The 21,140-nt window shown below is 57.4% G+C and carries 21 protein-coding genes; 16 read left to right on the forward strand and 5 right to left on the reverse strand.

The genetic code is table 11. The features are described 5' to 3' along the window. Positions 1-88: 88 nt before the first annotated feature. The gene (locus ACP86_RS03200; protein ID WP_053112753.1) at positions 89-349 is read right to left on the reverse strand and encodes a hypothetical protein; all 261 of its coding nucleotides are present in this window, start codon (positions 347-349) and stop codon (positions 89-91) included. 182 nt (positions 350-531) lie between these two features. Between ACP86_RS03200 and ACP86_RS03205 the strand changes: the two genes are divergently transcribed. Beyond that, positions 532-1,800, forward strand: coding sequence for an alkane 1-monooxygenase (locus ACP86_RS03205; protein WP_053112754.1), 1,269 nt, complete (start codon positions 532-534; stop codon positions 1,798-1,800). A 216-nt stretch (positions 1,801-2,016) separates the two neighbouring features. Here the strand turns inward: ACP86_RS03205 and ACP86_RS03210 are convergent, their stop codons facing one another. Then, a complete protein-coding gene (locus tag ACP86_RS03210) occupies positions 2,017-2,796 on the reverse strand; it encodes a crotonase/enoyl-CoA hydratase family protein (RefSeq protein WP_008173996.1) in 780 nt (259 codons plus the stop codon). Next, positions 2,796-4,598, reverse strand: a complete 1,803-nt coding sequence (locus ACP86_RS03215) for an acyl-CoA dehydrogenase (protein WP_008173994.1) — start codon at positions 4,596-4,598, stop codon at positions 2,796-2,798. Before ACP86_RS03215 ends, ACP86_RS03210 begins: the two co-directional genes overlap by 1 nt. A gap of 114 nt (positions 4,599-4,712) precedes the next feature. On the opposite strand from ACP86_RS03215, the gene ACP86_RS03220 reads away from it, so the two are divergent. Together ACP86_RS03220 and ACP86_RS22945 are read left to right on the forward strand one after the other, a co-directional pair. Then, complete coding sequence (locus ACP86_RS03220) at positions 4,713-5,708, forward strand: GlxA family transcriptional regulator (RefSeq protein ID WP_053112755.1); 996 nt, start codon at positions 4,713-4,715, stop codon at positions 5,706-5,708. Between the two features lie 110 nt (positions 5,709-5,818). Continuing rightward, positions 5,819-5,983 carry a hypothetical protein gene (locus ACP86_RS22945; protein ID WP_008173988.1) on the forward strand — a complete coding sequence of 55 codons (165 nt, stop codon included), beginning with the start codon at positions 5,819-5,821 and terminating at the stop codon, positions 5,981-5,983. Between the two features lie 10 nt (positions 5,984-5,993). Here the strand turns inward: ACP86_RS22945 and ACP86_RS03225 are convergent, their stop codons facing one another. Continuing rightward, positions 5,994-7,016 (reverse strand): CNNM domain-containing protein, encoded by a 1,023-nt coding sequence (locus ACP86_RS03225; RefSeq protein WP_008173984.1) that lies wholly within the window; start codon positions 7,014-7,016, stop codon positions 5,994-5,996. Next, positions 7,013-9,067 (reverse strand): NADPH-dependent 2,4-dienoyl-CoA reductase, encoded by a 2,055-nt coding sequence (locus ACP86_RS03230; protein ID WP_053112756.1) that lies wholly within the window; start codon positions 9,065-9,067, stop codon positions 7,013-7,015. Before ACP86_RS03230 ends, ACP86_RS03225 begins: the two co-directional genes overlap by 4 nt. 353 nt (positions 9,068-9,420) lie before the next feature. On the opposite strand from ACP86_RS03230, the gene ACP86_RS03235 reads away from it, so the two are divergent. The 13 genes from ACP86_RS03235 (at position 9,421) to mnhG (ending at position 21,121) form a co-directional block, all read left to right on the forward strand. Next, the gene (locus ACP86_RS03235) at positions 9,421-12,222 is read left to right on the forward strand and encodes a monovalent cation/H+ antiporter subunit A (protein WP_008173981.1); all 2,802 of its coding nucleotides are present in this window, start codon (positions 9,421-9,423) and stop codon (positions 12,220-12,222) included. After that, positions 12,222-12,590, forward strand: coding sequence for a Na+/H+ antiporter subunit C (locus tag ACP86_RS03240; protein WP_008173979.1), 369 nt, complete (start codon positions 12,222-12,224; stop codon positions 12,588-12,590). Before ACP86_RS03235 ends, ACP86_RS03240 begins: the two co-directional genes overlap by 1 nt. Further along, positions 12,587-14,104 carry a monovalent cation/H+ antiporter subunit D gene (locus ACP86_RS03245; RefSeq protein ID WP_008173978.1) on the forward strand — a complete coding sequence of 506 codons (1,518 nt, stop codon included), beginning with the start codon at positions 12,587-12,589 and terminating at the stop codon, positions 14,102-14,104. The genes ACP86_RS03240 and ACP86_RS03245 overlap by 4 nt, the downstream gene beginning before the upstream one ends. Continuing rightward, positions 14,104-14,592 (forward strand): Na+/H+ antiporter subunit E, encoded by a 489-nt coding sequence (locus ACP86_RS03250; protein WP_008173975.1) that lies wholly within the window; start codon positions 14,104-14,106, stop codon positions 14,590-14,592. Before ACP86_RS03245 ends, ACP86_RS03250 begins: the two co-directional genes overlap by 1 nt. Next, the gene (locus ACP86_RS03255) at positions 14,589-14,858 is read left to right on the forward strand and encodes a K+/H+ antiporter subunit F (protein ID WP_008173972.1); all 270 of its coding nucleotides are present in this window, start codon (positions 14,589-14,591) and stop codon (positions 14,856-14,858) included. The genes ACP86_RS03250 and ACP86_RS03255 overlap by 4 nt, the downstream gene beginning before the upstream one ends. A gap of 15 nt (positions 14,859-14,873) precedes the next feature. After that, positions 14,874-15,206 carry a Na+/H+ antiporter subunit G gene (locus ACP86_RS03260; protein WP_008173971.1) on the forward strand — a complete coding sequence of 111 codons (333 nt, stop codon included), beginning with the start codon at positions 14,874-14,876 and terminating at the stop codon, positions 15,204-15,206. A 124-nt stretch (positions 15,207-15,330) separates the two neighbouring features. Next, positions 15,331-17,637 (forward strand): putative monovalent cation/H+ antiporter subunit A, encoded by a 2,307-nt coding sequence (locus ACP86_RS03265; protein WP_039882029.1) that lies wholly within the window; start codon positions 15,331-15,333, stop codon positions 17,635-17,637. Next, positions 17,634-18,059 carry a Na+/H+ antiporter subunit B gene (locus ACP86_RS03270; RefSeq protein ID WP_008173968.1) on the forward strand — a complete coding sequence of 142 codons (426 nt, stop codon included), beginning with the start codon at positions 17,634-17,636 and terminating at the stop codon, positions 18,057-18,059. The genes ACP86_RS03265 and ACP86_RS03270 overlap by 4 nt, the downstream gene beginning before the upstream one ends. Positions 18,060-18,107: 48 nt before the next feature. Beyond that, on the forward strand, positions 18,108-18,455 hold the full coding sequence (locus ACP86_RS03275; RefSeq protein ID WP_008173967.1) for a Na+/H+ antiporter subunit C: 348 nt from the start codon (positions 18,108-18,110) through the stop codon (positions 18,453-18,455). Continuing rightward, positions 18,452-19,966: a Na+/H+ antiporter subunit D gene (locus ACP86_RS03280; protein ID WP_008173965.1), complete on the forward strand. Its 1,515-nt coding sequence runs from the start codon at positions 18,452-18,454 to the stop codon at positions 19,964-19,966. Before ACP86_RS03275 ends, ACP86_RS03280 begins: the two co-directional genes overlap by 4 nt. Beyond that, positions 19,963-20,436 (forward strand): Na+/H+ antiporter subunit E, encoded by a 474-nt coding sequence (locus tag ACP86_RS03285; RefSeq protein WP_008173963.1) that lies wholly within the window; start codon positions 19,963-19,965, stop codon positions 20,434-20,436. Before ACP86_RS03280 ends, ACP86_RS03285 begins: the two co-directional genes overlap by 4 nt. 9 nt (positions 20,437-20,445) lie before the next feature. Continuing rightward, entirely contained in the window at positions 20,446-20,718 is a 273-nt protein-coding gene (locus ACP86_RS03290) for a monovalent cation/H+ antiporter complex subunit F (protein ID WP_008173960.1), read from the forward strand. Next, the gene (gene mnhG, locus ACP86_RS03295) at positions 20,711-21,121 is read left to right on the forward strand and encodes a monovalent cation/H(+) antiporter subunit G (protein ID WP_053112757.1); all 411 of its coding nucleotides are present in this window, start codon (positions 20,711-20,713) and stop codon (positions 21,119-21,121) included. Before ACP86_RS03290 ends, mnhG begins: the two co-directional genes overlap by 8 nt. The last annotated feature ends 19 nt before the right edge of the window (positions 21,122-21,140 follow it).

Here is a 21,140-nt window from a genome sequence, read left to right on the forward strand (position 1 = left end):
ATATCCCTCTGTTGATAAATATTTACAACGCGAAACAGGGTACGGCGAGGCCCGGCCCAAAGGCAATTACCCGGCGATTACCCTTTGGTTAGCCTGTGCTGCCTGCCAGCAGCCGGCCATTAATGGTGATGACATGATCGAGCGGGAGCATGGTGCCTCGTCCGAGCAGCAGGAAATCCTGCCCTGCGCGACTGCAAAGCTCACGAATAACATCGTGCACCGTGCATATCTGGCCGGCGCTGTCCCGGTAAACCACCTCGGTCAGTTGCCCTGAGCCCAGATACTCCTGAAGCATACCCTGAACTGAGTACGAAGCCGTAGCGGAGGGAGTGGAGGGAAAATTTGGCATAGCTGATTCTTCACTACCGTCGAATTCTTGTTTTCCCCGAAGTCTGGCTCAGAAAACGGGATTTCGCCAAAAGAATGATATTTGTCATTTTGCGCCAAGCTACCCCGCTCTGCCGGACGGTCGTTGCATTGCCAGATTGTCCGACATAAATTGACATTACGCGCACCGAACGGGAGAACACAATGAACGCCAAGACCCACGACAACCCGGAATCGCATAATGTCGTTTCCCCCGCCGAATCCGGCTCCACTGGCAACTGGAAGGATCCGAAACGCTATATGTGGTTACTCGGCCCTGTCCTGCCGGGCATCGGGCTCGCGGCCCTGACCGGTTACGCCCTGGCCCCCAAAAAACTGAAAGCCCTGGCCTGGACCGGCCCTGCTCTGGTGCACGGCATCATTCCGGCGCTGGACAGGGCCATTGGTGAGGACCAGAGCAACCCGCCGGAATCCGCAGTGGAGACCCTGGAACGGGACAAGTACTACGACCGGATCGTGAAGGCCTTTATTCCGACCCAGTACGCCATGACCCTCATGGGCGCCTGGCTGGCCAGCCGCAAGGATACGCCCCTGGACGATAAAATCGGCCTGACGCTTACCGTTGGTGCCATCAATGGCGTAGGCATCAACACGGCCCATGAGCTGGGTCACAAATCGAACAGACTGAACAAGCTGTTGGCGATGGCGGCTCTGGCGCCCACCGGGTATACCCACTTCGTTGTCGAACACAACTTCGGCCACCATAAGCGGGTGGCCACACCGGAGGATCCGGCCAGCAGCCGCATGGGCGAGAGTTTCTGGAAGTTCCTTCCCCGTACGGTGCTGGGTGGCATCAAATCCTCCATCAGGATTGAGAAGGCGCGGCTTGCCCGCAAAGGCAAGGGCTTCTGGAGCCTGGATAATGAGTTGTTGCAGGGCTGGGCCATGAGCGCCGGGTTCTTTGGCGCGACAACCTTGGTTTGCGGCCCACGGGCAGTACCATTCCTGGCGGCCCAGGCGGTGTATGGCGCAAGCCTGCTGGAGAGTGTGAATTACATTGAGCACTATGGCCTGCTCCGTCAGAAGGACAAGAACGGCAAGTACGAGCGTACCCAGCCGGAGCACAGCTGGAACAGCAATCATATTGTGACCAACCTGTTCCTGTACCAGTTGCAGCGGCATTCGGATCATCATGCCCACCCACAACGCAGCTTCCAGGCCCTGAGGCATTTCGAGAAGGCGCCGCAGTTGCCGGGTGGTTATGCGTCGATGCTGTTGCCGGCTTACCTGCCGCAATGGTGGTATGAAACCATGGATAAGCGGGTGATTGACCACTACGAGGGGGATCTGAGTAAAATCAATTGGGATCCGGATCGGAAGGAGGAGCTGATGGCCAAGTATTCGGATTATGCTGCGGAGGTAGCGGCTGAAGCGAAGGCTCGTCGCGAACCCGGGAATTCCGAGGCCGCCTGAAGTCTTGCCCCCAAGCCTTGACGTTATAGAGCATGCAGCCAACCGGAGTCTTCCTTCCGGGAGACGCCGTGAACCCATCCATGGGGGCTTGATCGCAGCATCCTTGCTGCTCACACTCCCGGAAGGAAGACCCCGGTCGGCTGCCCTGAGCTCTGGCGATATAGTCAGGTTTCTTTATAAGCACTAAAACCCGTGATTTCTGACCAAGTTGAGCCGTTACTTACCTTTGAAAGCGGCCTCTCGACGTTCCAGGAATGACTGAATTCCCTCCTTTACATCCTCACTGGCCATAACCGGCTGAAGGTCCGGGAACAAACGCTGCTTCGCAGCCTCCTGCCCTTCGCTGACAGCAATTTTTGAGGATTTAAGACTGCCCTGGACACCCAATGGCGCCGCCCTGGCAATTTTCTCGGCAATTTCCAACGCGACGTTGAACTGCTCGCCGGGTTCCACCAGTTCCTGAATCAACCCCCACTGATACGCCTGATCGGCGGTCCACTCATCGCCAGTCAGAAGGTAACGCTGGGCATTGCCCCAGCCGATTTCACGCTGGAGGCGGATGGTGGCACCACCGCAGGCAAAGATGCCGCGTTTGACTTCCAGTTGGGCAAAGCGAGTGCCTTTGGCCGCGACGCGCACGTCGGTGTTGAGCATCATCTCAACGCCGCAGGTGAAGCAGATGCCCTGGGCGGCGAAGACCACGGGTTTGGTCAGCGCCTGACCGGTAATGTGGAAGGGATCCAGTTCGCCCTCACCCGGTTCAATGCCCTTGCCGTTGGCAAACACACCCGCCCAGTCGTCCAGTTGCAGGCCGCTGGTGAAGTGGTCGCCCTCGGCGTACATCAGCCCGACCCGTAGCTCCGGGTCGTTTTCCAGCTGGTGGTAGGCCGCCGCAATCTGGTGGTACATCTCGCGGTTCATGGCGTTCATTTTTTCCGGGCGGTTCAGCCCGATCAGCAAGATGTAATTTTTCTTCTCAACATTTACCAGAGCCATCAGAACCACTCCGATTTCATGTTCAGGCAGGTATCGTCCTGATTGCGCAGCAGCACCAGATCCTGAGCCACGGTTGGCAATTCCCAGTGGAAGAAGTATTGGGCCGCCTGCAGTTTGCCCTGGTAGAAATTGCGTTCATCATCGGTATTCGCGGAACCCAGGGCATGGGAGGCGGCATTGGCCTGACGCAGCCACATCCAGGCCACCATAATGTGCCCGAACAGGTGCAGGTAGCAGGAGGCATTGGCCAGGGTTTTGTCGGGATCGCCTTCCATCAGGGATTTACCCAGGCTTTGGGTAACCTTCACTGCCTGCTGCAGGGTTTCACTCAGGGACAGGGCCCATTGCTGGCAACGATCGGTGGTGGCTGCCTGCAGATCTACCTGCATCTCCTGCATGAGCAGCTGCAAACCGTGGCTCTGATCCTGCCAGATCTTACGGCCCAGCAGGTCCATGGCCTGGATACCGTTGGTGCCTTCGTGAATCGGGTTCAGACGGTTGTCACGCCAGCACTGCTCTACCGGATACTCTCGGGTGTAACCCGCACCGCCATATACCTGGATAGCCAGGTCGTTAGCCTTGGGGCCATATTCGGAAGGCCATGCTTTGATCACCGGAGTGAGGAGGTCCAGCAGCTTTCCGGCTTCCTGGCGTTTCTGTTCATCGGGATGGGTGTGCTGGTCATCCATCAACCGGGCGCCGTAGAGGCACAAAGCCAAACCACCCTCACTGTAGGCTTTCTGGGCCAGCAGCATGCGACGGACATCGGCGTGATCAATAATCGGCACCTGTGGGGATTCCGGGTTCTTCTCGCTGGCCCTACGGCCCTGCAGGCGATCTTTGGCGTATTCGAGGCTGTGCATGTAGCCGCGATAACCGATCACAGCGGCGCCGAAACCCACGCCAACCCGCGCTTCGTTCATCATCTGGAACATATACTTCAGGCCCTGGTGGGGCTCGCCAACCAGATAGCCGTGACAGGGAGCATCATCACCGAAGCTCAGGGCGGTGGAGGTGGTTCCACGGTAGCCCAGCTTGTGAATCAGGCCAGCGAGGCTGACGCCATTGCGTTCAGTGGGATTGCCTTCGTCATCCACCAGAAACTTGGGCACGATAAACAGGGAGATACCTTTCACGCCCGCCGGCGCCCCTTTGATCTTGGCCAGCACCATGTGAACGATGTTGTCAGTGATGGACTGCTCGCCACCGGAGATATAAATCTTCGCGCCCTTGATCAGGTAGTGACCTTCATCTGTGGGCGACGCCGATGTCCGAATATCCGCGAGGGAGGACCCGGCGTGGGGCTCGGTCAGGGCCATGGTGCCGCTGAAACGACCGCTGAGCATGTTCGGAAGGAAGGTGGTTTTCTGCTGTTCGTTGCCAAAAACCCGGATGAGGTTGGCGGCAGCTGTGGTCAGAAACGGGTAACCGGCGGTGCCGGGGTTGGCAGCTGTGAAGAAACCGTTGCAGGCGGCCATGACCGATTCAGGCAACTGCATGCCACCCAGTTCATAGTCGTAACGTCCTGCGATAAAGCCGGCCTGCGCATAGGCGTCGAAGGCTTCCTTCACTTGCGGCAGCATCTCGACCTGGCCGTTGACGAACTTTGGTTCGTCCTTGTCGGCGGCGCTGTTATGGGTGGCAAACTTTTCCCGTGCCATCTTGTCGGCGGTTTCAATGACGGCATCGAAGGTGTCGCGGTTGTGTTCGCTGAAGCGCTCGCGGGTGGTGAGGTTTTCGGTATCGAGAACTTCGTAGAGCTGGAACGCCAGGTCGCGGCGGTCGATCAGGGTGTCGGTCATGCTTGGTCTCCTGTTTGATGTCGTTAGCCTCTCACAACTGGTTTTTCCTGGAAACCGGCGTTTATGACATAATTATGGTCAACATTGCCACTGATGACCTAATTTGGAGTTTGCATGCGAACGGTCTCTGTTATCGGTTTTGATGGCGCTTTAGCCAGCGCCATCACTGGCATTATTGATCTTTTCCGTCTTGCCGGCGTTACCTGGGCGCGGATTAACGATGAAGCGCCGACACCCCGGTTCACAACCCGGCTTCTGACGAAGGACGGAGCGCCCTGCCGCTGCATTAACGGACTGACCATTCAGCCAGACGGAGCCTGGAACGATTTGTTACCGGGTGGCGACGACAGCGATCTGGTGGTGATACCGACTATTGGTGGTCCTATCGAAGTCGTTCTGGCGGGGAATTCGGAGCTTATTGAATGGCTGAGCGCATTTCGGTCTTCAGACGCCGGGCAGGTGCGGGTAGCCAGTAACTGTACCGGGGCGTTCATGCTGGCCGAGGCGGGGCTGCTGGATGGTCGTCAGGCGACGACGCATTGGGGCTTCAGCCATCAGTTCCGCCAGCGCTTTCCGGCGGTGAACCTTCAGCCGGACAAGCTGGTAACGGTGGACGGCGACATCGCCTGTGCCGGGGGCGGCATGGCCTGGTGGGATCTGGGGATCTATCTGGTCGAACGTTACGCGGGGGCTCAGGTGGCGCGGGAGCTGGCGAAGGCGTTTGTGATTGATGCGGGGCGGACCAGTCAGGCGCCTTATAGTGCCTTGCAGGCTCGCCGTTACCATTCTGATGCCGCCATTCTGAAGCTGCAGGACTGGCTGGACAGTCATTACCGGGACCCTGTTACCCTGCAACGCCTGGCTTCACTCAGCGGACTCACCGAGCGTTCTCTGATTCGCCGATTCAAGGCAGCCACTGGCGACACGCCCACCGGGTATCTACAACTTCTCAGGATTGAGGTGGCACGTCAGCATTTGGAGAAATCGCGGCTACCGATTGATGAAATCACTCAGTTGGTGGGCTACGAAGACGTGAGTTCCTTCACGCGTCTGTTCCGCAAACATACCGGGCTTTCACCGGGTGCCTACCGCTCTCGCTTTGTCAGGTAATGTCTGGTCGGTCCTGACTGGCCCGGGTTATGCATTGGTTTCCAGTGAAGGCCAATGTTCGGCCTGAAACGTAAAGAATACCGACAGGTGTCACTATGGGGAGGTCCGCCATGAATGCACCGATCAGACAAAGCCAGGCAGAGATTCTGAGCAGGCTGTACGACATGAAGCGCAAGCAGATCGAGCAGGCACTGCAGCAGGGAAACAGCCTTCGAAGTCAGGTACTTGAAGCTGAAGCCGAGGCGATTTCAAATGCCTTGAAAGCCTCCCGCTAACCAAACCCTTCTATCCGGAGCCATACTTCTTCAAACGCCGGCTCCAGCGCTGCTTCGCATACCGGCGGAGGTTCGAGACATTATCGGTTTCATCCATGATTTCCGTGCCCAAAAGTGTCTCCAGTATGTCCTCCAGCGTCACTATTCCCAGCCAGGTTCCCAATTCGTCATAGACGACGGCCAGGTGTTGCCGCTCTCGCAGCATGTCCGAAAACAGGAATTCGATGTTGGTGTTGCCTTTCACTCGCTTGATCTTGCGCATGTGGTCGAGCAGGTCGACATCGGAATCGAGGTTGATCAGGTCTGCCCGATGCAGGTACCCGAGCGCCTCGCCTTCCTCATCGATTACAGGGTATCGGGAGAACGGTGATTTGCTGACCTGCTCCCGGAACTGGTCGTAAGTGATTCCCGGATCAACGTATTTGCAGACCGTCCTTGGTGTCATCACAGAACTGACCTTGATCTCGTGGAATCGCAGGACGTTGTGAATCATGCGCCGTTCGTCTTCGTCCAGGGCCTGCTGATCCTTGCCGATCTCCGCCAGGGCGCTGATCTCCGCACGGATATCAACGTCGGCCTCACCAGACCCAATTCGACGGGTGACCTGTTTGGACAACCAGATGAACGGCAGCAGCGCCTTGATCATGAATCCCAGAATAGCTGGCAGCCGTGGCGCAATACTCCGCCAGTATTTGGCGCCAATGGTTTTGGGAATAATTTCCGAGAATATCAGGATAGCCAGGGTCATTACCGCAGAGGCAATTCCGAGCCACGCTTCCCCAAAAACCACCGTCACCTGGGCGCCAACGCCGGTGGCGCCCACGGTGTGGGCAACCGTGTTCAGTGTAAGGATTGCAGACAGGGGATCGTCCACATCGTCTTTCAGTTTTCGCAACCGGGCGAAAAGCTTCGGCTTCTCTTTTTTCAGTGAGGCGATGTAGCTCGGAGTCACCGAAAGCAGGGCCGCCTCTAGAATGGAGCATAAAAAGGAGAAGCCAATCGAGAGCACTGCGAAGGCAATTAGTAATGTCATAATTTGGCTGCGACTTCCGTTCCCTGCCGGATGGCCCGTTTGGCGTCCAGTTCTTCGGCGACGTCTGCACCGCCGATCAGATGCGCGGTCACCCCAGAGTCCGATAACTCGTCGAAAAGTTCCCGATAAGGTTCCTGGCCTGCACAAATAATCACATTGTCCACGGCCAACACCCGGCTCTCCGTGACCTTGCCATCTTTGTCGGTCAGGGAGATATGCAGCCCCTGGTCGTCAATCCGCTCATAGCGACAGCCCCTCAGCATCTCGACTTCACGGTGCTTCAGGCTGTTGCGGTGCACCCAACCCGACGTCTTGCCCAGACCGCCGCCGACCTTGCCGGTTTTTCGCTGCATCAGGTAAATCTTTCGGGGCGACGGTGTTGGCTGGCGCTCGGCCAAGCCTCCGGGGCCATCAAAATCCGGATGAACGCCCCACTCTGCCTGCCAGTCGGCAACGCTGACCTGCTCGCCTTCGGGATGATGGCTGAAGTCATGGGTCAGGAATTCGCTGACATCAAAACCGATGCCGCCGGCGCCGATAACCGCCACATTCTTGCCAACGGGTTTGTTATGGCGAAGTACATCGAGGTAGCCGAGCACCTTGGGATGATCAATGCCTTCAATGGACGGAGTTCTCGGCTTCACGCCGGTGGCGATGACGACATCGTCGAAACCCTGCGCCTTAAGTGACTCGGCATCCACACGAGTGCCGAGCTTGAGGTCAATCTCCAGCAGCTCGATCTGGCGCTGGAAATAGCGAAGGGTTTCGTAAAACTCTTCCTTGCCCGGGATGCGCTTGGCGTAGTTGAACTGGCCGCCGATCTGGTCATCCGCTTCGAACAGGGTCACTTTGTGGCCCCGTTTCGCAGCGGTTGTCGCCGCCGCCAGTCCCGCCGGCCCGGCACCTACAACGGCAACCCAACGAACAACAGGCGCTACCGTCAATACCAGCTCGGTTTCGTGACAGGCTCGGGGGTTCACCAGGCAAGAAGCCCGCTTGGCCTGGAACGCATGGTCCAGACAGGCCTGGTTACAGGCAATGCAGGTGTTGATTTCGTCGCTACGGCCCTGCTCGGCCTTGCGAACAAACTCGCTATCCGCCAACAGAGGCCGGGCCATGGACACCATGTCCGCCTTGCCCGCCGCCAGAATCTCTTCGCCTTTCTCCGGGGTGTTGATTCGATTGGTCGTGCACACCGGGATATCCACTTCGCCATAGAACTTGGCGGTGACATCGGCAAAGCCGCCACGGGGCACCGAGGTAACAATGGTGGGCACCCGGGCTTCATGCCAGCCAATCCCGGTATTGATGATGGTGGCTCCTGCCCGCTCAATGGCCTTGCCCAGTGTCACAATCTGTTCCCAGGTCTGGCCACCCTCGACCAGGTCCAGCATGGACAGCCGGTAGATAATGATGAATTCAGGCCCAACAGCTTCGCGCATACGGCGGACAATCTCCACGGGCAGGCGCATACGGTTCTCGTAAGGGCCACCCCACTTGTCCGTTCTCTTGTTGGTCCGCTCACACAAAAACTGGTTGATGAAATAGCCTTCGGAGCCCATCACCTCAACGCCATCATAACCCGCAAATTTGGCGAGCTTCGCGGCACTGACGAAATCGTTGATCTGCCTTTCAACCCCTTTCGAGGAAAGGGCGCGGGCCTTGAACGGGCTTATCGGGGCCTTGGTTGCCGATGCCGAGACAATCAACGGCTGATAGCCATAACGCCCTGCGTGCAGGATCTGCATACAGATCTTACCGCCTGCCTCATGCACCGCACCGGTCACATGACGATGCAAAAGAGCCGTTGCCCGATTGTTCATGGTTGAGGCAAGCGGGGCCAGCTGCCCAACCAGATTGGGCGAGAAACCGCCCGTCACCATGAGCCCCACGCCACCTTCTGCGCGCTCGGCAAAGTACCGCGCGAACTTGTGGATGTTCCAGAACCTGTCTTCCAGGCCCGTGTGCATGGACCCCATCAGCACTCGGTTCTTAAGTTCAGTGAAGCCGAGATCCAGGGGTTTCAGAAGGTTGGGATAGATGTCGCTCATGGGACTCTCTCAGTAAATATTTATCGCGAGTATACACTTGATCAATGGCAAGTTGACTTGACCTTCCAGACGGGGCACGTATCATCGGCAATCAAGTTTCATTGACGGAGCAACCATGACCGCAAGGTCCTTCGGCTGCACAAGAGTTACCCGCCCACCTGTGACCGCTGACATAGCGCGGCACCGGGGACGTTTACCGTACTTCCCGGACCCGCCTGTTTTCTGCTGATCCACCCCACCTTCCATGCCGTAAGGGCATCGGTGCTCAATGTGCAGGGTGGCCGGCCGGAGACTAGACTCAGGCAAACATGCCTTCAATACTCACGTAAAAGAAAACCAATAACGAGGTTGCGATGTCGCTACCGCTGGTTGTTTTACTGCCTTTTCTGGGTGCTTTAGCCGCACCGCTGTTCGCCCAGGGCGGCAGAACGGCGATTGCCGTTGCATCTTCTGTACCCGCGTTGATCGCACTCGCTGCCCTTTTCCCCCATTGGGAAACCCTTGCTGACGGCGGCGTTGTGCTGCACAGCTACGAATGGCTCCCCGCGCTCGGCCTCTCCTTCAGTTTTCGTCTGGACGGGCTGTCCCTGCTGTTCGCTCTGCTGATCCTGATCATCGGGCTGCTGATCATTCTTTACGCCCGCTATTACCTGAAAGCCCATGAAAACGTCGGCAAGTTCTACGCCCTGCTGCTGTGCTTCAAGGGATCGATGCTCGGCATCGTGCTCTCAAGCAACCTCCTCCTGATGATGATTTTCTGGGAACTGACCAGCCTGACCTCGTTCCTGCTGATCAGTTTCTGGACCCATAAACAGGACGCCCGCCGTGGCGCCCGGATGGCACTCGCGGTAACCGGCGGCGGCGGCCTTGCACTGCTCGCCGGCATCCTGATCATCGGCAACATTGTTGGCAGCTTCGAGCTTGATGACGTGCTGGCAGCCGGAGACCAGATAAAGGCTCATGCCATGTATCCGGTCGCCCTGACCCTGGTTCTGCTGGGCGCGTTCACCAAATCGGCCCAGTTCCCGTTCCATTTCTGGCTGCCTCACGCCATGCAGGCACCGACACCGGTATCTGCCTACCTGCACTCGGCTACCATGGTCAAAGCCGGCATCTTTCTCATGGCCCGGCTGTATCCGGCCCTGGCAGGTACTGAACAGTGGTTCTACATGGTCAGCTTTACCGGCATGGCCACCATGCTGCTGGGCGCCTACACCGCCATGTTCAAGCACGATCTGAAAGGCCTGCTGGCCTATTCAACGGTGAGTCAACTGGGCCTTATTACCCTGCTGTTCGGCATGGGCACCCAGCTTGCGGCCGTTGCGGCGATTTTCCACGTGATCAACCACGCCACGTTCAAAGCCTCCCTGTTTATGGCCGCCGGTATCATCGACCATGAAACCGGCACCCGGGATATGCGCCGCATTAACGGGCTCTGGCGTTTCATGCCGCACACGGCCACCCTGGCCATGGTTGCTGCCGCATCGAACGCCGGGGTGCCGCTGCTGAACGGCTTTCTGAGCAAGGAAATGTTCTTCGCCGAATCACTGGCGCTGAACCTGCCGGGGCTCTGGGCCTGGCTGCCACCAATCGTGGCGACCCTGGCGGGCGTCTTCACGGTGGCTTACTCCGCACGTTTTATCCACGACGTTTTCTTCAACGGCAAGCCGGTTGATCTTCCGATCTACCCTCCACACGAGCCTCCCCGTTACATGAAGATCCCGGCGGAGATTCTCGTGTTTGCGCTCGTCATGATCGGCATCTTTCCGGCCATCTCGGTCGGCCCGCTGCTTTACATGGCGGCATCCGCCACATTTGGCGGCAATGTGCCGGATTACCAACTCGCGGCGTTCCACGGTTTCAACCTCCCGCTGATGATGAGTTTTTTCGCTTTTGCCGGCGGTTTGCTCATGTACAGCCAACGCCAGCGCTTTTTCGATTTTCACGCACGGTTCCGGGAAATCGATGAAAAGGCCGTATTCGAGAGCGTTGTTCTGCGGATTGTAGACTTTGCCAACAGCGTGACTTCACGGCTGGAGAACGGCTCGCTACAGCGCTACGCTCTGCTGCTGTTTGTCAGTGTGATCGCTGTTGCAGCAATGCCATTGCTTGATCTGGGGGTCTTTGTCGGTGAGAACGGCCTGAGCCCGGTGGATGCGCCAACGGCGATTGCGGCCGCTGTGCTGATACTCTGCGCTTTTGCAACGGCAGGACTGCACCGACAGCGTTTCTATGCACTGGTACTGTTGAGCGTTGTAGGACTGGTCGTAGCTTTGGCCTTCGCCCGCTTTTCGGCACCGGACCTGGCCATGACCCAGCTCTCTGTGGAGGTGGTGACGATTGTTCTGTTGATGCTGGCCATCTACTACATGCATCCCTGGACGCCAGTCGAAACACCTCTCAAACGTCGTCTCCGCGATGTGGCCATTGCGGCGGTCGCAGGTATTGGCATGACACTGGTGACGCTTGCCATGCTGACCCAGCCATTCAGCTCGATCTCCGAGTTCTTCCTGGAGAACAGCAAGCCGGGCGGAGGCGGCACTAACGTGGTCAACGTCATTCTCGTGGACTTCCGGGGCTTCGATACCCTGGGCGAGATCACGGTCCTGGCCATTGCCGCCCTGGGCATCTACGCCATGCTCAAAGACACCGTATTGACGCCACCGCCCAGCGATGGCGCCGGCCACGCATGGGCCCGGGATGCGCACCCGCTGATGTTGAGCCTGATTGCCCGGCCAATGTTACCGCTTGCCCTGATGGTGTCCGCATTCATTTTCCTGCGCGGCCACAACCTGCCGGGCGGCGGGTTTATCGCCGGTCTTATTACCTCGATTGCGCTGATTCTCCAATACATTGCCAGCGGCATGGAGTGGACAGAGGATCGAATCCGTCTGCGCTACCACAACGTCATCGGGCTGGGCCTGCTGTTCGCAACGGTTGCCGGGCTTGGCAGTTTCGCCTTCGGCTACCCGTTCCTCACATCCACCTTCGATTACATCACCTGGCCGGTGGTGGGCAAGTTCGAGGTTGCCTCGGCCCTGATCTTTGATCTCGGCGTCTACCTGGCAGTTATCGGTGCTACCCTTCTGTCGCTGGTGACTGTCGGCCGGTTGTCGCCCCATTCTGCGATTAAACCCAAACAGGAGAGTGCGTAATGGAGCTCGTTTTCGCACTGGTTATTGGCGCACTGACGTCGTCCGGCGTCTATCTGATTCTGCGTGCTCGGACCTTTCCGGTAGTGGTCGGCCTGACGCTTCTTTCTTATGGCGTCAACCTGTTTCTGTTCTCCAGTGGACGCCTGGCGACCGGTCAGCAGCCGATCATCGGCACTGCAGCCAGTTACTCTGACCCTCTACCACAAGCCCTTGTACTTACAGCCATTGTGATTGGCTTTGCAATGACTGCGTTTGTTGTAGTGCTCTCCCTGCGCAACCTGGCGGACAATGAGGACGATCATGTGGATGGGAAGCAGCCTTACAAATCACCCGCACCGGAGGAAGAATCGGAGGTTACCGGTAAATGAACCACTGGCTTACCGCTCCTGTTCTTATTCCCCTGCTCGGCGGCATTCTCCAGGCTTTTATGGGCTACGCGCCTATCCACCTGAGGCGGACGCTGGCGCTGGCCACAACGGTATTGATGCTAGTATCCGCCGTTGTGCTCCTCGTAATGGCAAACGATGGCAGTTATCGGATCTATGCATTCGGTAACTGGCAACCACCTTTCGGGATCGTGCTGGTGCTGGATCGACTGGCCGCCCTGATGCTGATAATGACTGCCATTCTGGCCCTTTTCTGCCACCTCTTCGCCATAGGCGGTGCCGATGAAGGAAACCGTCAGTTCCATGGCCTGTTCCTCTTCCAGCTCATGGGGCTAAACATTGCTTTCCTCACCGGCGACCTGTTCAACCTGTTTGTTGCTTTCGAGGTTCTGCTCATCGCCTCATATGGTCTGCTGATGCATGGCGGCGGGACAGTCAGAACCGTTCCGGGCCTGCACTATGTCGTGCTTAACCTGATCGGCTCTGCCGTGTTCCTGATCAGCGTCGGCATGATCTACAGCGTTACCGGCACTCTGAACATGGCAGATCTCGCGGTCAAGGTTCCGCAAATCTCCGGAGAAGGCCTGAACATCGTCAAGGCCGGAGGCATGATGTTACTGGTGGTCTTCGGCCTTAAAGCAGCCATTCTGCCCCTTTGCTTCTGGCTACCACGGGCCTACTCAAAAGCGACGGCGCCGGTTGCGGCATTGTTTGCGGTTATGACCAAAGTTGGCATCTACGCCATTTTACGGGTCTATCTGCTTATCTTCGGCGACGATGCAGGCGAGCTCGCCAATCTCGGCATGGACTGGCTGTTCCCGATCGCCCTGGCCACCCTGGCCATGGGCGTTATCGGCGCACTGGGCTCCGGCACTCTGAAGACCCTGGTCGCCTGGCAGGTCATCATTTCGGTGGGCACCTTGCTGGCGCCGATTGCACTTGGTTCTCAGGCCGGATTGTCTGCGGCGCTTTTCTACCTGCTAAGCACAACGTGGACGGTGGGCGGCCTGTTCCTTGTTTCTGAGCTGGTCGCTAACCAGCGCGGTTCGGCGAAAGACCGCATTGTTACAGCGCCTAAAATGCAGAGCCGCACCTTCCTCAGTGTCCTCTTCCTGGTGGGTGCCGTGGCAGCGGCCGGCCTGCCGCCCCTGAGCGGTTTCTTTGGCAAGGTGCTGATTTTGCAGTCTGTTGAATCGGGAACCGAGATGGCCTGGCTATGGTCAGTACTGCTGATCGGCAGCTTCCTGACCCTCATTGCCTACAGCCGCGCTGGTAGCATCGTGTTCTGGCGCACCGTGGATGGTCATCTGGAAAAACCGGATCCGCTCAATGGCCGAATTTCCGTGGCAGCGGGAGCACTCACTGCCATGGCCATTGTCATGGTAGTGCTGGCTGGCCCCATTATGAACTATACCGATGCAACTGCAGCGCAATTGCACAACAGCGACGCTTACATCGAAATCTTGCAAACACCCATGGTCAGGGAGGGCAGTTAATGCTCGATCGCCTCAGTTTTCCTCAGCCCTGGCTAAGTCTTACCTTGTTCGCCACCTGGCAGTTTCTGAGTGACGGCATAAGCGGGGGCAGTGTCGTCCTGGGCATTGTACTTGCCTGGGGCATACCCCAACTGACCCGGGGGTTCTGGCCCGACCGCCCCGCTGTAATCAGGGGCTGGCGGGCGCCAGCCTACGCGTTGCGGGTTCTCTGGGATATTATTGTTGCCAGTGTTGAAGTAGCAAAGCTCATACTCAGCCCGCGGCAGCCTCGCCCGATGTTCATCTGTTATCCTCTTGAGCTGGATCACCCACTCGCCATCAGCATACTGGTCAGCACTATTTCATTGACGCCCGGAACGGTCGGCGCCGATGTCAGTGATGACAACAAACTGATTCTCATCCATTCACTGGACGCCGAGGATGAGCAGGAAGTCATCGACACGATTCGAGCCCGTTATGAGAGGCCACTGCTGGAGATGTTCCGATGATTCTTATTGCGCTCTACATCACCATCGCCATGGTCACGCTGGCAGCCTTACTGAACGTCTATCGCGTGATCAAGGGGCCGGATGCGCCCGATAGAGTGTTGGCACTCGATACTCTTTACGTCAATGCCATCGCACTTATCGTGCTGCTTGGTATAACGCTACAAACACGGATGTACCTCGAGTCCGCCCTGCTCATTGCGGTGATGGGATTCGTCGGAACCGTTGCAATGGCAAAATACCTCAAGCGCGGCAGCGTTATTGAGTAACCCGGAGAAAACCTGATGAGCACCTTCGCCGAATATGCCGTTTCCGCTTTGCTGCTTGTAGGCGGCGCCTTTACCCTGATCGGAGCGATTGGCCTGGCCCGCCTGCCGGATTTTTACACCCGCCTGCATGGCCCGACCAAGGCAACCACGGTCGGCGTGGGCGCCATTGTTGTCAGCTCGGTGATTTATTTCAGTACCCTCGGCAGGGGCATCGGCATTGAAGAGGTTCTGATCACAGCCTTTCTGTTCATGACGGCACCCGTCAGCGCTAATTTCCTGGCCAAAGCCGCCATGCACCTGGAGGTCAAAACCACAGAAAACACCCGCGGCCAGACCTGGGATCAATAAAAGGTTCAACCCAAAGAGTTGTTGAGTCGATTGCCGCTTAACAGCGTATGATCCAAGTGCAAAGGCCGGAATCTGATAACTGCATAACGCTAAGAACTGGGTTCTAACGGAGCACCCTTAAATGATGTTACTGGCTGTACTATCGGGTTTTTTAATGGCATTTGCCGTGCCGGCGCTCCGCCGCTTCGCCGGCCAACACATTGGATGGCTTCTGGCGCTTCTTCCGGCATCGCTTACCGTATACTTTGCCAGCCTTGTTCCCTCAATCAGCCGTGGTGAAATCCTTCTGATTGAGAACCAGTGGATGCCGGGCCTCGGCATAACCCTCGATTTCATGGTAGACGGCCTGTCTCTGGTTTTTGCCCTTCTAATCAGTGGCATCGGTACATTCATCCTGATTTATGCCGGCTCCTATCTGAAAGGCCACAAAGATCTGGGACGATTCTACGTCATCATGCTGTCGTTCATGGCGTCGATGCTGGGGCTGGTTTTATCCGATAACCTCATCGCGTTTTTCGTTTTCTGGGAGTTAACCAGCATCACCTCCTACATGCTGATTGGCTTCAACCACGAGGACGAGGAAGCGCGCAAGTGTGCACTTCAGGGGCTTTTCGTTACCGCCGGGGGCGGGCTCGTCCTGATGGCAGGTTTGATATTGCTCGGCTTCATTACCGGAAGTTACTCGTTTACTGAAATACTTGCTTCCGATCTGCAAATTCAAGAACACGCCTTTTACACCGCAGCGACGATTTGCATTCTCATCGGCGCTTTCACGAAATCAGCTCAAGTGCCTTTCCATTTCTGGTTGCCCAATGCCATGGCGGCCCCTACGCCGGTTTCTGCTTACCTACACTCGGCAACGATGGTCAAAGCGGGCGTTTATCTGTTGGCCCGTCTCAATCCATCCTTGGGCGGAGATGCGCTTTGGAGTGGCTCACTGATGCTTTTCGGTGCTGCAACTATGCTGACCGGTGCTTATCTGGCGTTCAGCAGCACTGGTATCAAAAAGGTACTGGCCTACTCCACGGTCATGGCCCTGGGTACCCTGACCATGCTGATCGGGGTCGGTACAGAGCTGGCTATCACCGCTTTCATCTGTTTCCTCCTTGCCCATTCCCTTTACAAGGGCGCCTTGTTCATGCTCGCCGGTGCACTGGACCATGAGACCGGCACCAAGGACATCACAAAAATGGGAGGTCTCAGGCAAAGCATGCCTCTTACCGCGGCAATCACCTGCCTGGCCGCGCTCTCGCTGGCAGGCTTGCCGCCCCTGTTTGGTTTCGTTGCCAAGGAACTAATGCTCGAATCACTGCTCAAGGCTCCGGCGTGGTCCTTGGGCCTCCTGGTGGTGGCCGTCGCGTCTGCCATGTTGGTGGTTGCGGTCGCAGGGCTGGTTGCCATCAAGCCGTTTTTTGGCGAAGTACTCAAGACCCCGAAGCAGCCCCACGAGGCGCCTTTTGCCATGCTGATTGGCCCCGCCGTGCTGTCGCTCCTGGCATTGATTTTTGGCGTGGTTCCCTTTGTACCAGCTGGCATCCTGCTGGACGCCGCGATTTCGTCAGTTCATGGCGCAGCGGTTGAGACCGCCCTCGCCTTGTGGCACGGGGTGAACGTACCGCTGATTCTTTCAGTGGTCAGTCTGCTGATCGGTTCGCTGCTGCTCTACAAGTGGCAGCGCCTGCAACCCAATCTCTGCGCCCTTAACACCGCCGGCAGCCGCTTTGGTCCGGAGGCTGGCTATTTTCGGTTCATGCTGGGCATCACCCAGGTGGCCGACTGGCAAACCCGGCTTCTGCAGAACGGCGTCCTCGGGATTTACCTGCTGATTCTTGTGCTGGTGACCTTCGGTCTGACCGGCTACACCTTGCTCACGCGTCACGGCTTCGAACTGAGTTTTGATTTCAGCGACGGCTATTTCTATGAATTCGGTATTGCTCTGTTGCTGGTGGTTTCCACGCTCTTCGCCTGCGCCACCAGGTCCCGCCTGGGTTCAGTTGCCTCCGTTGGGGTCACTGGCTTTGGCGTCGCCCTCATCTTCATCCACTTCAGCGCCCCGGACCTGGGTATTACCCAGCTGCTGGTGGAGACCCTGACCGTAATTCTTCTGGTGTTGGTGCTCTTCAAACTGCCGCCTTTCGTCAACCTTTCGTCCCCATTGGAACGCTATCGGGACCTGGCGGTGGCCGTTTTCGCGGGCATAGTGATGACCCTGCTGATTCTGGCTGCAATGGATATACAGTTCTTTGAAAGCATTTCCAGCTACTACATCGAAAACAGCTCGGAACTGGCCTTCGGCAAAAACATTGTGAACGTGATCCTGGTTGACTTCCGACAGCTCGATACACTGGGTGAAATCTTCGTGCTTGGCCTGGCTGCCATCGGCGTCTTTTCCATGATCAAATTTAGGGCGGAGGACCAGCACAGACCATGAGATCCAGCTCCCTGATTCTGAACACAGCCGCCCTGGCTATTGTCCCGCTTCAGTTGATGTTTTCGGTGTTTTTGCTGCTGCGCGGCCATGACGAGCCCGGCGGCGGATTCATCGGTGGGCTGGTTGCGGCCAGCGCCTTCGTGCTCTATGCCTTCGCCTTCGGCGCCCGGTCAACTCTTCGACTGCTGCGCGTCAGTCCCCGAGATATCCTCGCCGCCGGGCTGCTATTTGCCTTGGCGTCCACTATTCCCGCTCTGCTGTCGGGCCAACCACTGCTAACGGCCCACTGGTGGCAGTTTCCCCTACCCGGAGAGAGCTACCTGAAGCTGTCAACGGTGCTGATCTTCGACATTGGCGTGTACCTCGCGGTTTTGGGCACGCTGATGACCTTTGTAATCAGTCTGATGGAGGTCAGAGAATGAGCCTAATCATCTTTCATGTCTGTCCATTGATCCCGGGGAGGCTCTGAGATGGCAACCTTGATGGCCTATGTGATTGGATTGCTGTTCACAGCCAGCATCTACATGATGCTCCGACGGTCCATCGTCAAACTGGTGATTGGTCTGATCATCCTTAGCAACGCAGCCAACCTTCTGATCTTCGTGGTCGCCGGCCTTACCCGCGGCGCTCCGCCGCTGATTGCCGAGGGCGCACAGCAAATCACCGGGACAGTCGCTGACCCATTGCCTCAGGCGCTCATCCTGACCGCCATCGTGATCGCCTTCAGTGTTCTCGCTTTTGCCGTGGTTCTGATACGGCGCGCATACGAGGTGGTTGGCACCGATGACCTGGACCAGATGAAGGATACTGATACTTGAACCTGGCACCTGTTCTCCCGATCCTTATTCCATTGGTCGCCGGCGCGCTGTCACTGGCATGCTGGCGTTCCATCCGGCTCCAGCGGCTGATTGGCGTAGTAGCCACCGGCCTGCTGCTGGCAGCAAGTATCTGGCTGTTGCTGCTCACAGTGGACCAAGGCTTCCTGGTGGTAGAAATGGGCAGTTGGCCCGCACCGTTCAGCATTGTGTTCGTGGCCGACGTACTCAGCGCCATCATGATCGTACTGACCGGTATTATCGGCCTGGCTATTGCCATCTACTCCCTGGCGTCCATTCCCAACGGGCACCAGAGGTTCGGCTACTTTCCCCTGATGCACTTGCTCCTGGCCGGTGTCGGTGGCGCCTTCCTCACCGGCGACATCTTCAATCTGTTCGTCTGGTTCGAGGTAATGCTGCTGGCGTCGTTCGCCCTGCTGACCCTCGGGGGCGAGCGGGCGCAGATGGAAGGTGCCATCAAATATGTCACCCTTAACCTGTTCTCATCGGCCATGTTCCTGTCCGCAGTGGGCCTGCTCTATGGCATGGTGGGCACCCTGAACATGGCCGATATCGCCCAGAAGGTGAGCAGCGTCGACGACCCGGGCATGGTGACCGTGGTCTCGATGATGTTCATGATTTCCTTTGGTATCAAAGCTGCGGCGTTTCCACTTTTTTTCTGGCTCCCAGCGTCCTACCACACGCCCCAGGTGGCCGTCTCCGCCCTGTTTGCCGGACTATTGACCAAGGTGGGCGTATATGCGCTCTACCGGGTGTTTACGCTGATATTTACCCAGGATGTCGGCTATACCCATACGATACTGCTCTGGGGAGCCACGCTGACCATGCTCACCGGGGTTCTGGGAGCGGCCGCGCAGTTCGAATTCCGGCGCATACTATCCTTCCACATCATCAGCCAGATCGGCTACATGATCCTGGGGCTCGCCCTGTTTACACCCCTCGCCCTCATCGGCGGAGTGTTCTATATCATGCACCACATCATTGTTAAGACGAACCTGTTCCTGGTCAGCGGCATTACCTACCGCCTACTGGGCAGCTACGAGCTTAAAGACCTCGGCGGTGTCTACCGCCAGCGCCCCTATCTGGCGTTGCTGTTCCTGATTCCTGCCCTGTCGCTGGCGGGCATTCCGCCACTGTCCGGCTTCTTCGCCAAGTTCATCGTCGTCCGAGCGAGTCTTGAGGCAAGCGAGTATCTGGTTGCGGGGATTGCGCTCCTCGTTGGCTTGCTAACACTGTATTCGATGATCAAGATCTGGGCGGAAGTGTTCTGGAAGAAGCTGCCGGAGCACGTCACCGATGACAGCGCGCTCAAAGGCGAGATGAAGGAGCCGAGAAGCTGGGCCCTGTACCTGCCGGTCGCAGGCCTTGCAGTGTGTACGTTGATTATTGGTTTATATGGCCAGCCGATTTACGTTCTGGCGGAAACGGCGGCGGACCAGCTGATGAATCCACAGCTTTATATTGAAGCAGTGCTTGGAGGGCAGTCACAGTGATTGGTCTGTTCTGGAATTTGCTGCTGGCGCTGGCATGGGTCACCCTCACCGGCAGCGTGACGGCCATGAACCTGTTGGCCGGCCTACTGTTTGGCTACGCTGCACTGATGGTGCTGCAAAAGCAGGTGCCGGCACTGAAAGGCTATTCCCGGAGAATCCCCCGCCTTGCGGCTTTTCTCGTTTTCTTTCTCAAGGAGCTGGTCAAGTCCAATCTTAAGGTGGCCTACGACGTGGCCACACCAGTGTGGCACATGAGGCCAGGCGTGATTGCGTTTCCTCTGAACGCGGAAACCGACATGGAGATCCTGTTTGTCAGCAGCGTGATTTCACTAACACCTGGCACGCTCAGCCTGGATGTCTCCGACGACCGAAAGGTACTGTTCATACACACCATGTTCCTGCACGATGAAGAGCAACTGAGAGATGATCTCAGGGAGCTGGAGCGCCGTGTGCTGAAGGTCATGCGCTAGGGGGTTGCAATGCTTTCCGTATCAATAAACGTTGTCTATTTCATGCTGTCTCTCGCGCTTTTGTTCGCGTTTATTCGCCTGACCCGAGGGCCTTCGTTGCCGGACCGTGTGGTAGCGCTGGAGCTGATCACCTCAATTGTGGTTGGCTACGTGGGCGTTCATGCGATAGAAACAGGCGTCGCCAGCCTTCTGGACGTGGCCATTGTGATTGCGCTGACAGCCTTTCTGGCGGCTATTGGTTTCGCCCGGTTTGTCGAACGTGGAGGGGTTAAGGATGAGTGAGCTGCTGGTTTCCTTCCTGTTGATCCTGGGCGCTGCGTTCATGGTTCTGGCCTCCATCGGGGTCCTGAGGCTACCGGACCTGCCCACCCGCATGCACGCCACCACCAAAGCCGGTGCGCTGGGCGCCATGCTGATCATGGCTAGCGTGGCGTTCCACTTCGGCGACAGTACCGTGGCGGCCAGGGCAATTGCCATTGTGGTCTTCATTTTCCTGACAGCGCCGATTGCCGCCCACGTGATAGGGCGTGCCGGGTACTTTACCGGCATTGAGCTTTGGGAAGGCACGGTCAAGGATGAGCTTAGGGAGCGCTACGATACTCACCTGCACACGTTGGAAAGCGGTCTTGAGAATCAGGACAAACCGGACGGGTCAAGCAAGGAGTCAGATCGAATCGATTCGTGATTTGTCATTGGAAGTGCAT

Source organism: Marinobacter sp. CP1 (genome assembly GCF_001266795.1).
In the GTDB taxonomy this organism is placed as follows: Bacteria; Pseudomonadota; Gammaproteobacteria; order Pseudomonadales; family Oleiphilaceae; genus Marinobacter; species Marinobacter flavimaris.

Coding starts and splice junctions, on each gene's coding strand:
- ACP86_RS03215 (WP_008173994.1), bottom strand. CDS start 4,598: ATGACCGACACCCTGATCGACCGCCGCGACCTGGCGTTCCAGCTCTAC.
- ACP86_RS03250 (WP_008173975.1), top strand. CDS start 14,104: ATGCTCGATCGCCTCAGTTTTCCTCAGCCCTGGCTAAGTCTTACCTTG.
- ACP86_RS03265 (WP_039882029.1), top strand. CDS start 15,331: ATGTTACTGGCTGTACTATCGGGTTTTTTAATGGCATTTGCCGTGCCG.
- ACP86_RS03210 (WP_008173996.1), bottom strand. CDS start 2,796: ATGGCTCTGGTAAATGTTGAGAAGAAAAATTACATCTTGCTGATCGGG.
- ACP86_RS03290 (WP_008173960.1), top strand. CDS start 20,446: ATGCTTTCCGTATCAATAAACGTTGTCTATTTCATGCTGTCTCTCGCG.
- ACP86_RS03235 (WP_008173981.1), top strand. CDS start 9,421: ATGTCGCTACCGCTGGTTGTTTTACTGCCTTTTCTGGGTGCTTTAGCC.
- ACP86_RS22945 (WP_008173988.1), top strand. CDS start 5,819: ATGAATGCACCGATCAGACAAAGCCAGGCAGAGATTCTGAGCAGGCTG.
- mnhG (WP_053112757.1), top strand. CDS start 20,711: ATGAGTGAGCTGCTGGTTTCCTTCCTGTTGATCCTGGGCGCTGCGTTC.
- ACP86_RS03255 (WP_008173972.1), top strand. CDS start 14,589: ATGATTCTTATTGCGCTCTACATCACCATCGCCATGGTCACGCTGGCA.
- ACP86_RS03220 (WP_053112755.1), top strand. CDS start 4,713: ATGCGAACGGTCTCTGTTATCGGTTTTGATGGCGCTTTAGCCAGCGCC.
- ACP86_RS03225 (WP_008173984.1), bottom strand. CDS start 7,016: ATGACATTACTAATTGCCTTCGCAGTGCTCTCGATTGGCTTCTCCTTT.
- ACP86_RS03200 (WP_053112753.1), bottom strand. CDS start 349: ATGCCAAATTTTCCCTCCACTCCCTCCGCTACGGCTTCGTACTCAGTT.
- ACP86_RS03275 (WP_008173967.1), top strand. CDS start 18,108: ATGGCAACCTTGATGGCCTATGTGATTGGATTGCTGTTCACAGCCAGC.
- ACP86_RS03270 (WP_008173968.1), top strand. CDS start 17,634: ATGAGATCCAGCTCCCTGATTCTGAACACAGCCGCCCTGGCTATTGTC.
- ACP86_RS03205 (WP_053112754.1), top strand. CDS start 532: ATGAACGCCAAGACCCACGACAACCCGGAATCGCATAATGTCGTTTCC.
- ACP86_RS03245 (WP_008173978.1), top strand. CDS start 12,587: ATGAACCACTGGCTTACCGCTCCTGTTCTTATTCCCCTGCTCGGCGGC.
- ACP86_RS03240 (WP_008173979.1), top strand. CDS start 12,222: ATGGAGCTCGTTTTCGCACTGGTTATTGGCGCACTGACGTCGTCCGGC.
- ACP86_RS03230 (WP_053112756.1), bottom strand. CDS start 9,067: ATGAGCGACATCTATCCCAACCTTCTGAAACCCCTGGATCTCGGCTTC.
- ACP86_RS03260 (WP_008173971.1), top strand. CDS start 14,874: ATGAGCACCTTCGCCGAATATGCCGTTTCCGCTTTGCTGCTTGTAGGC.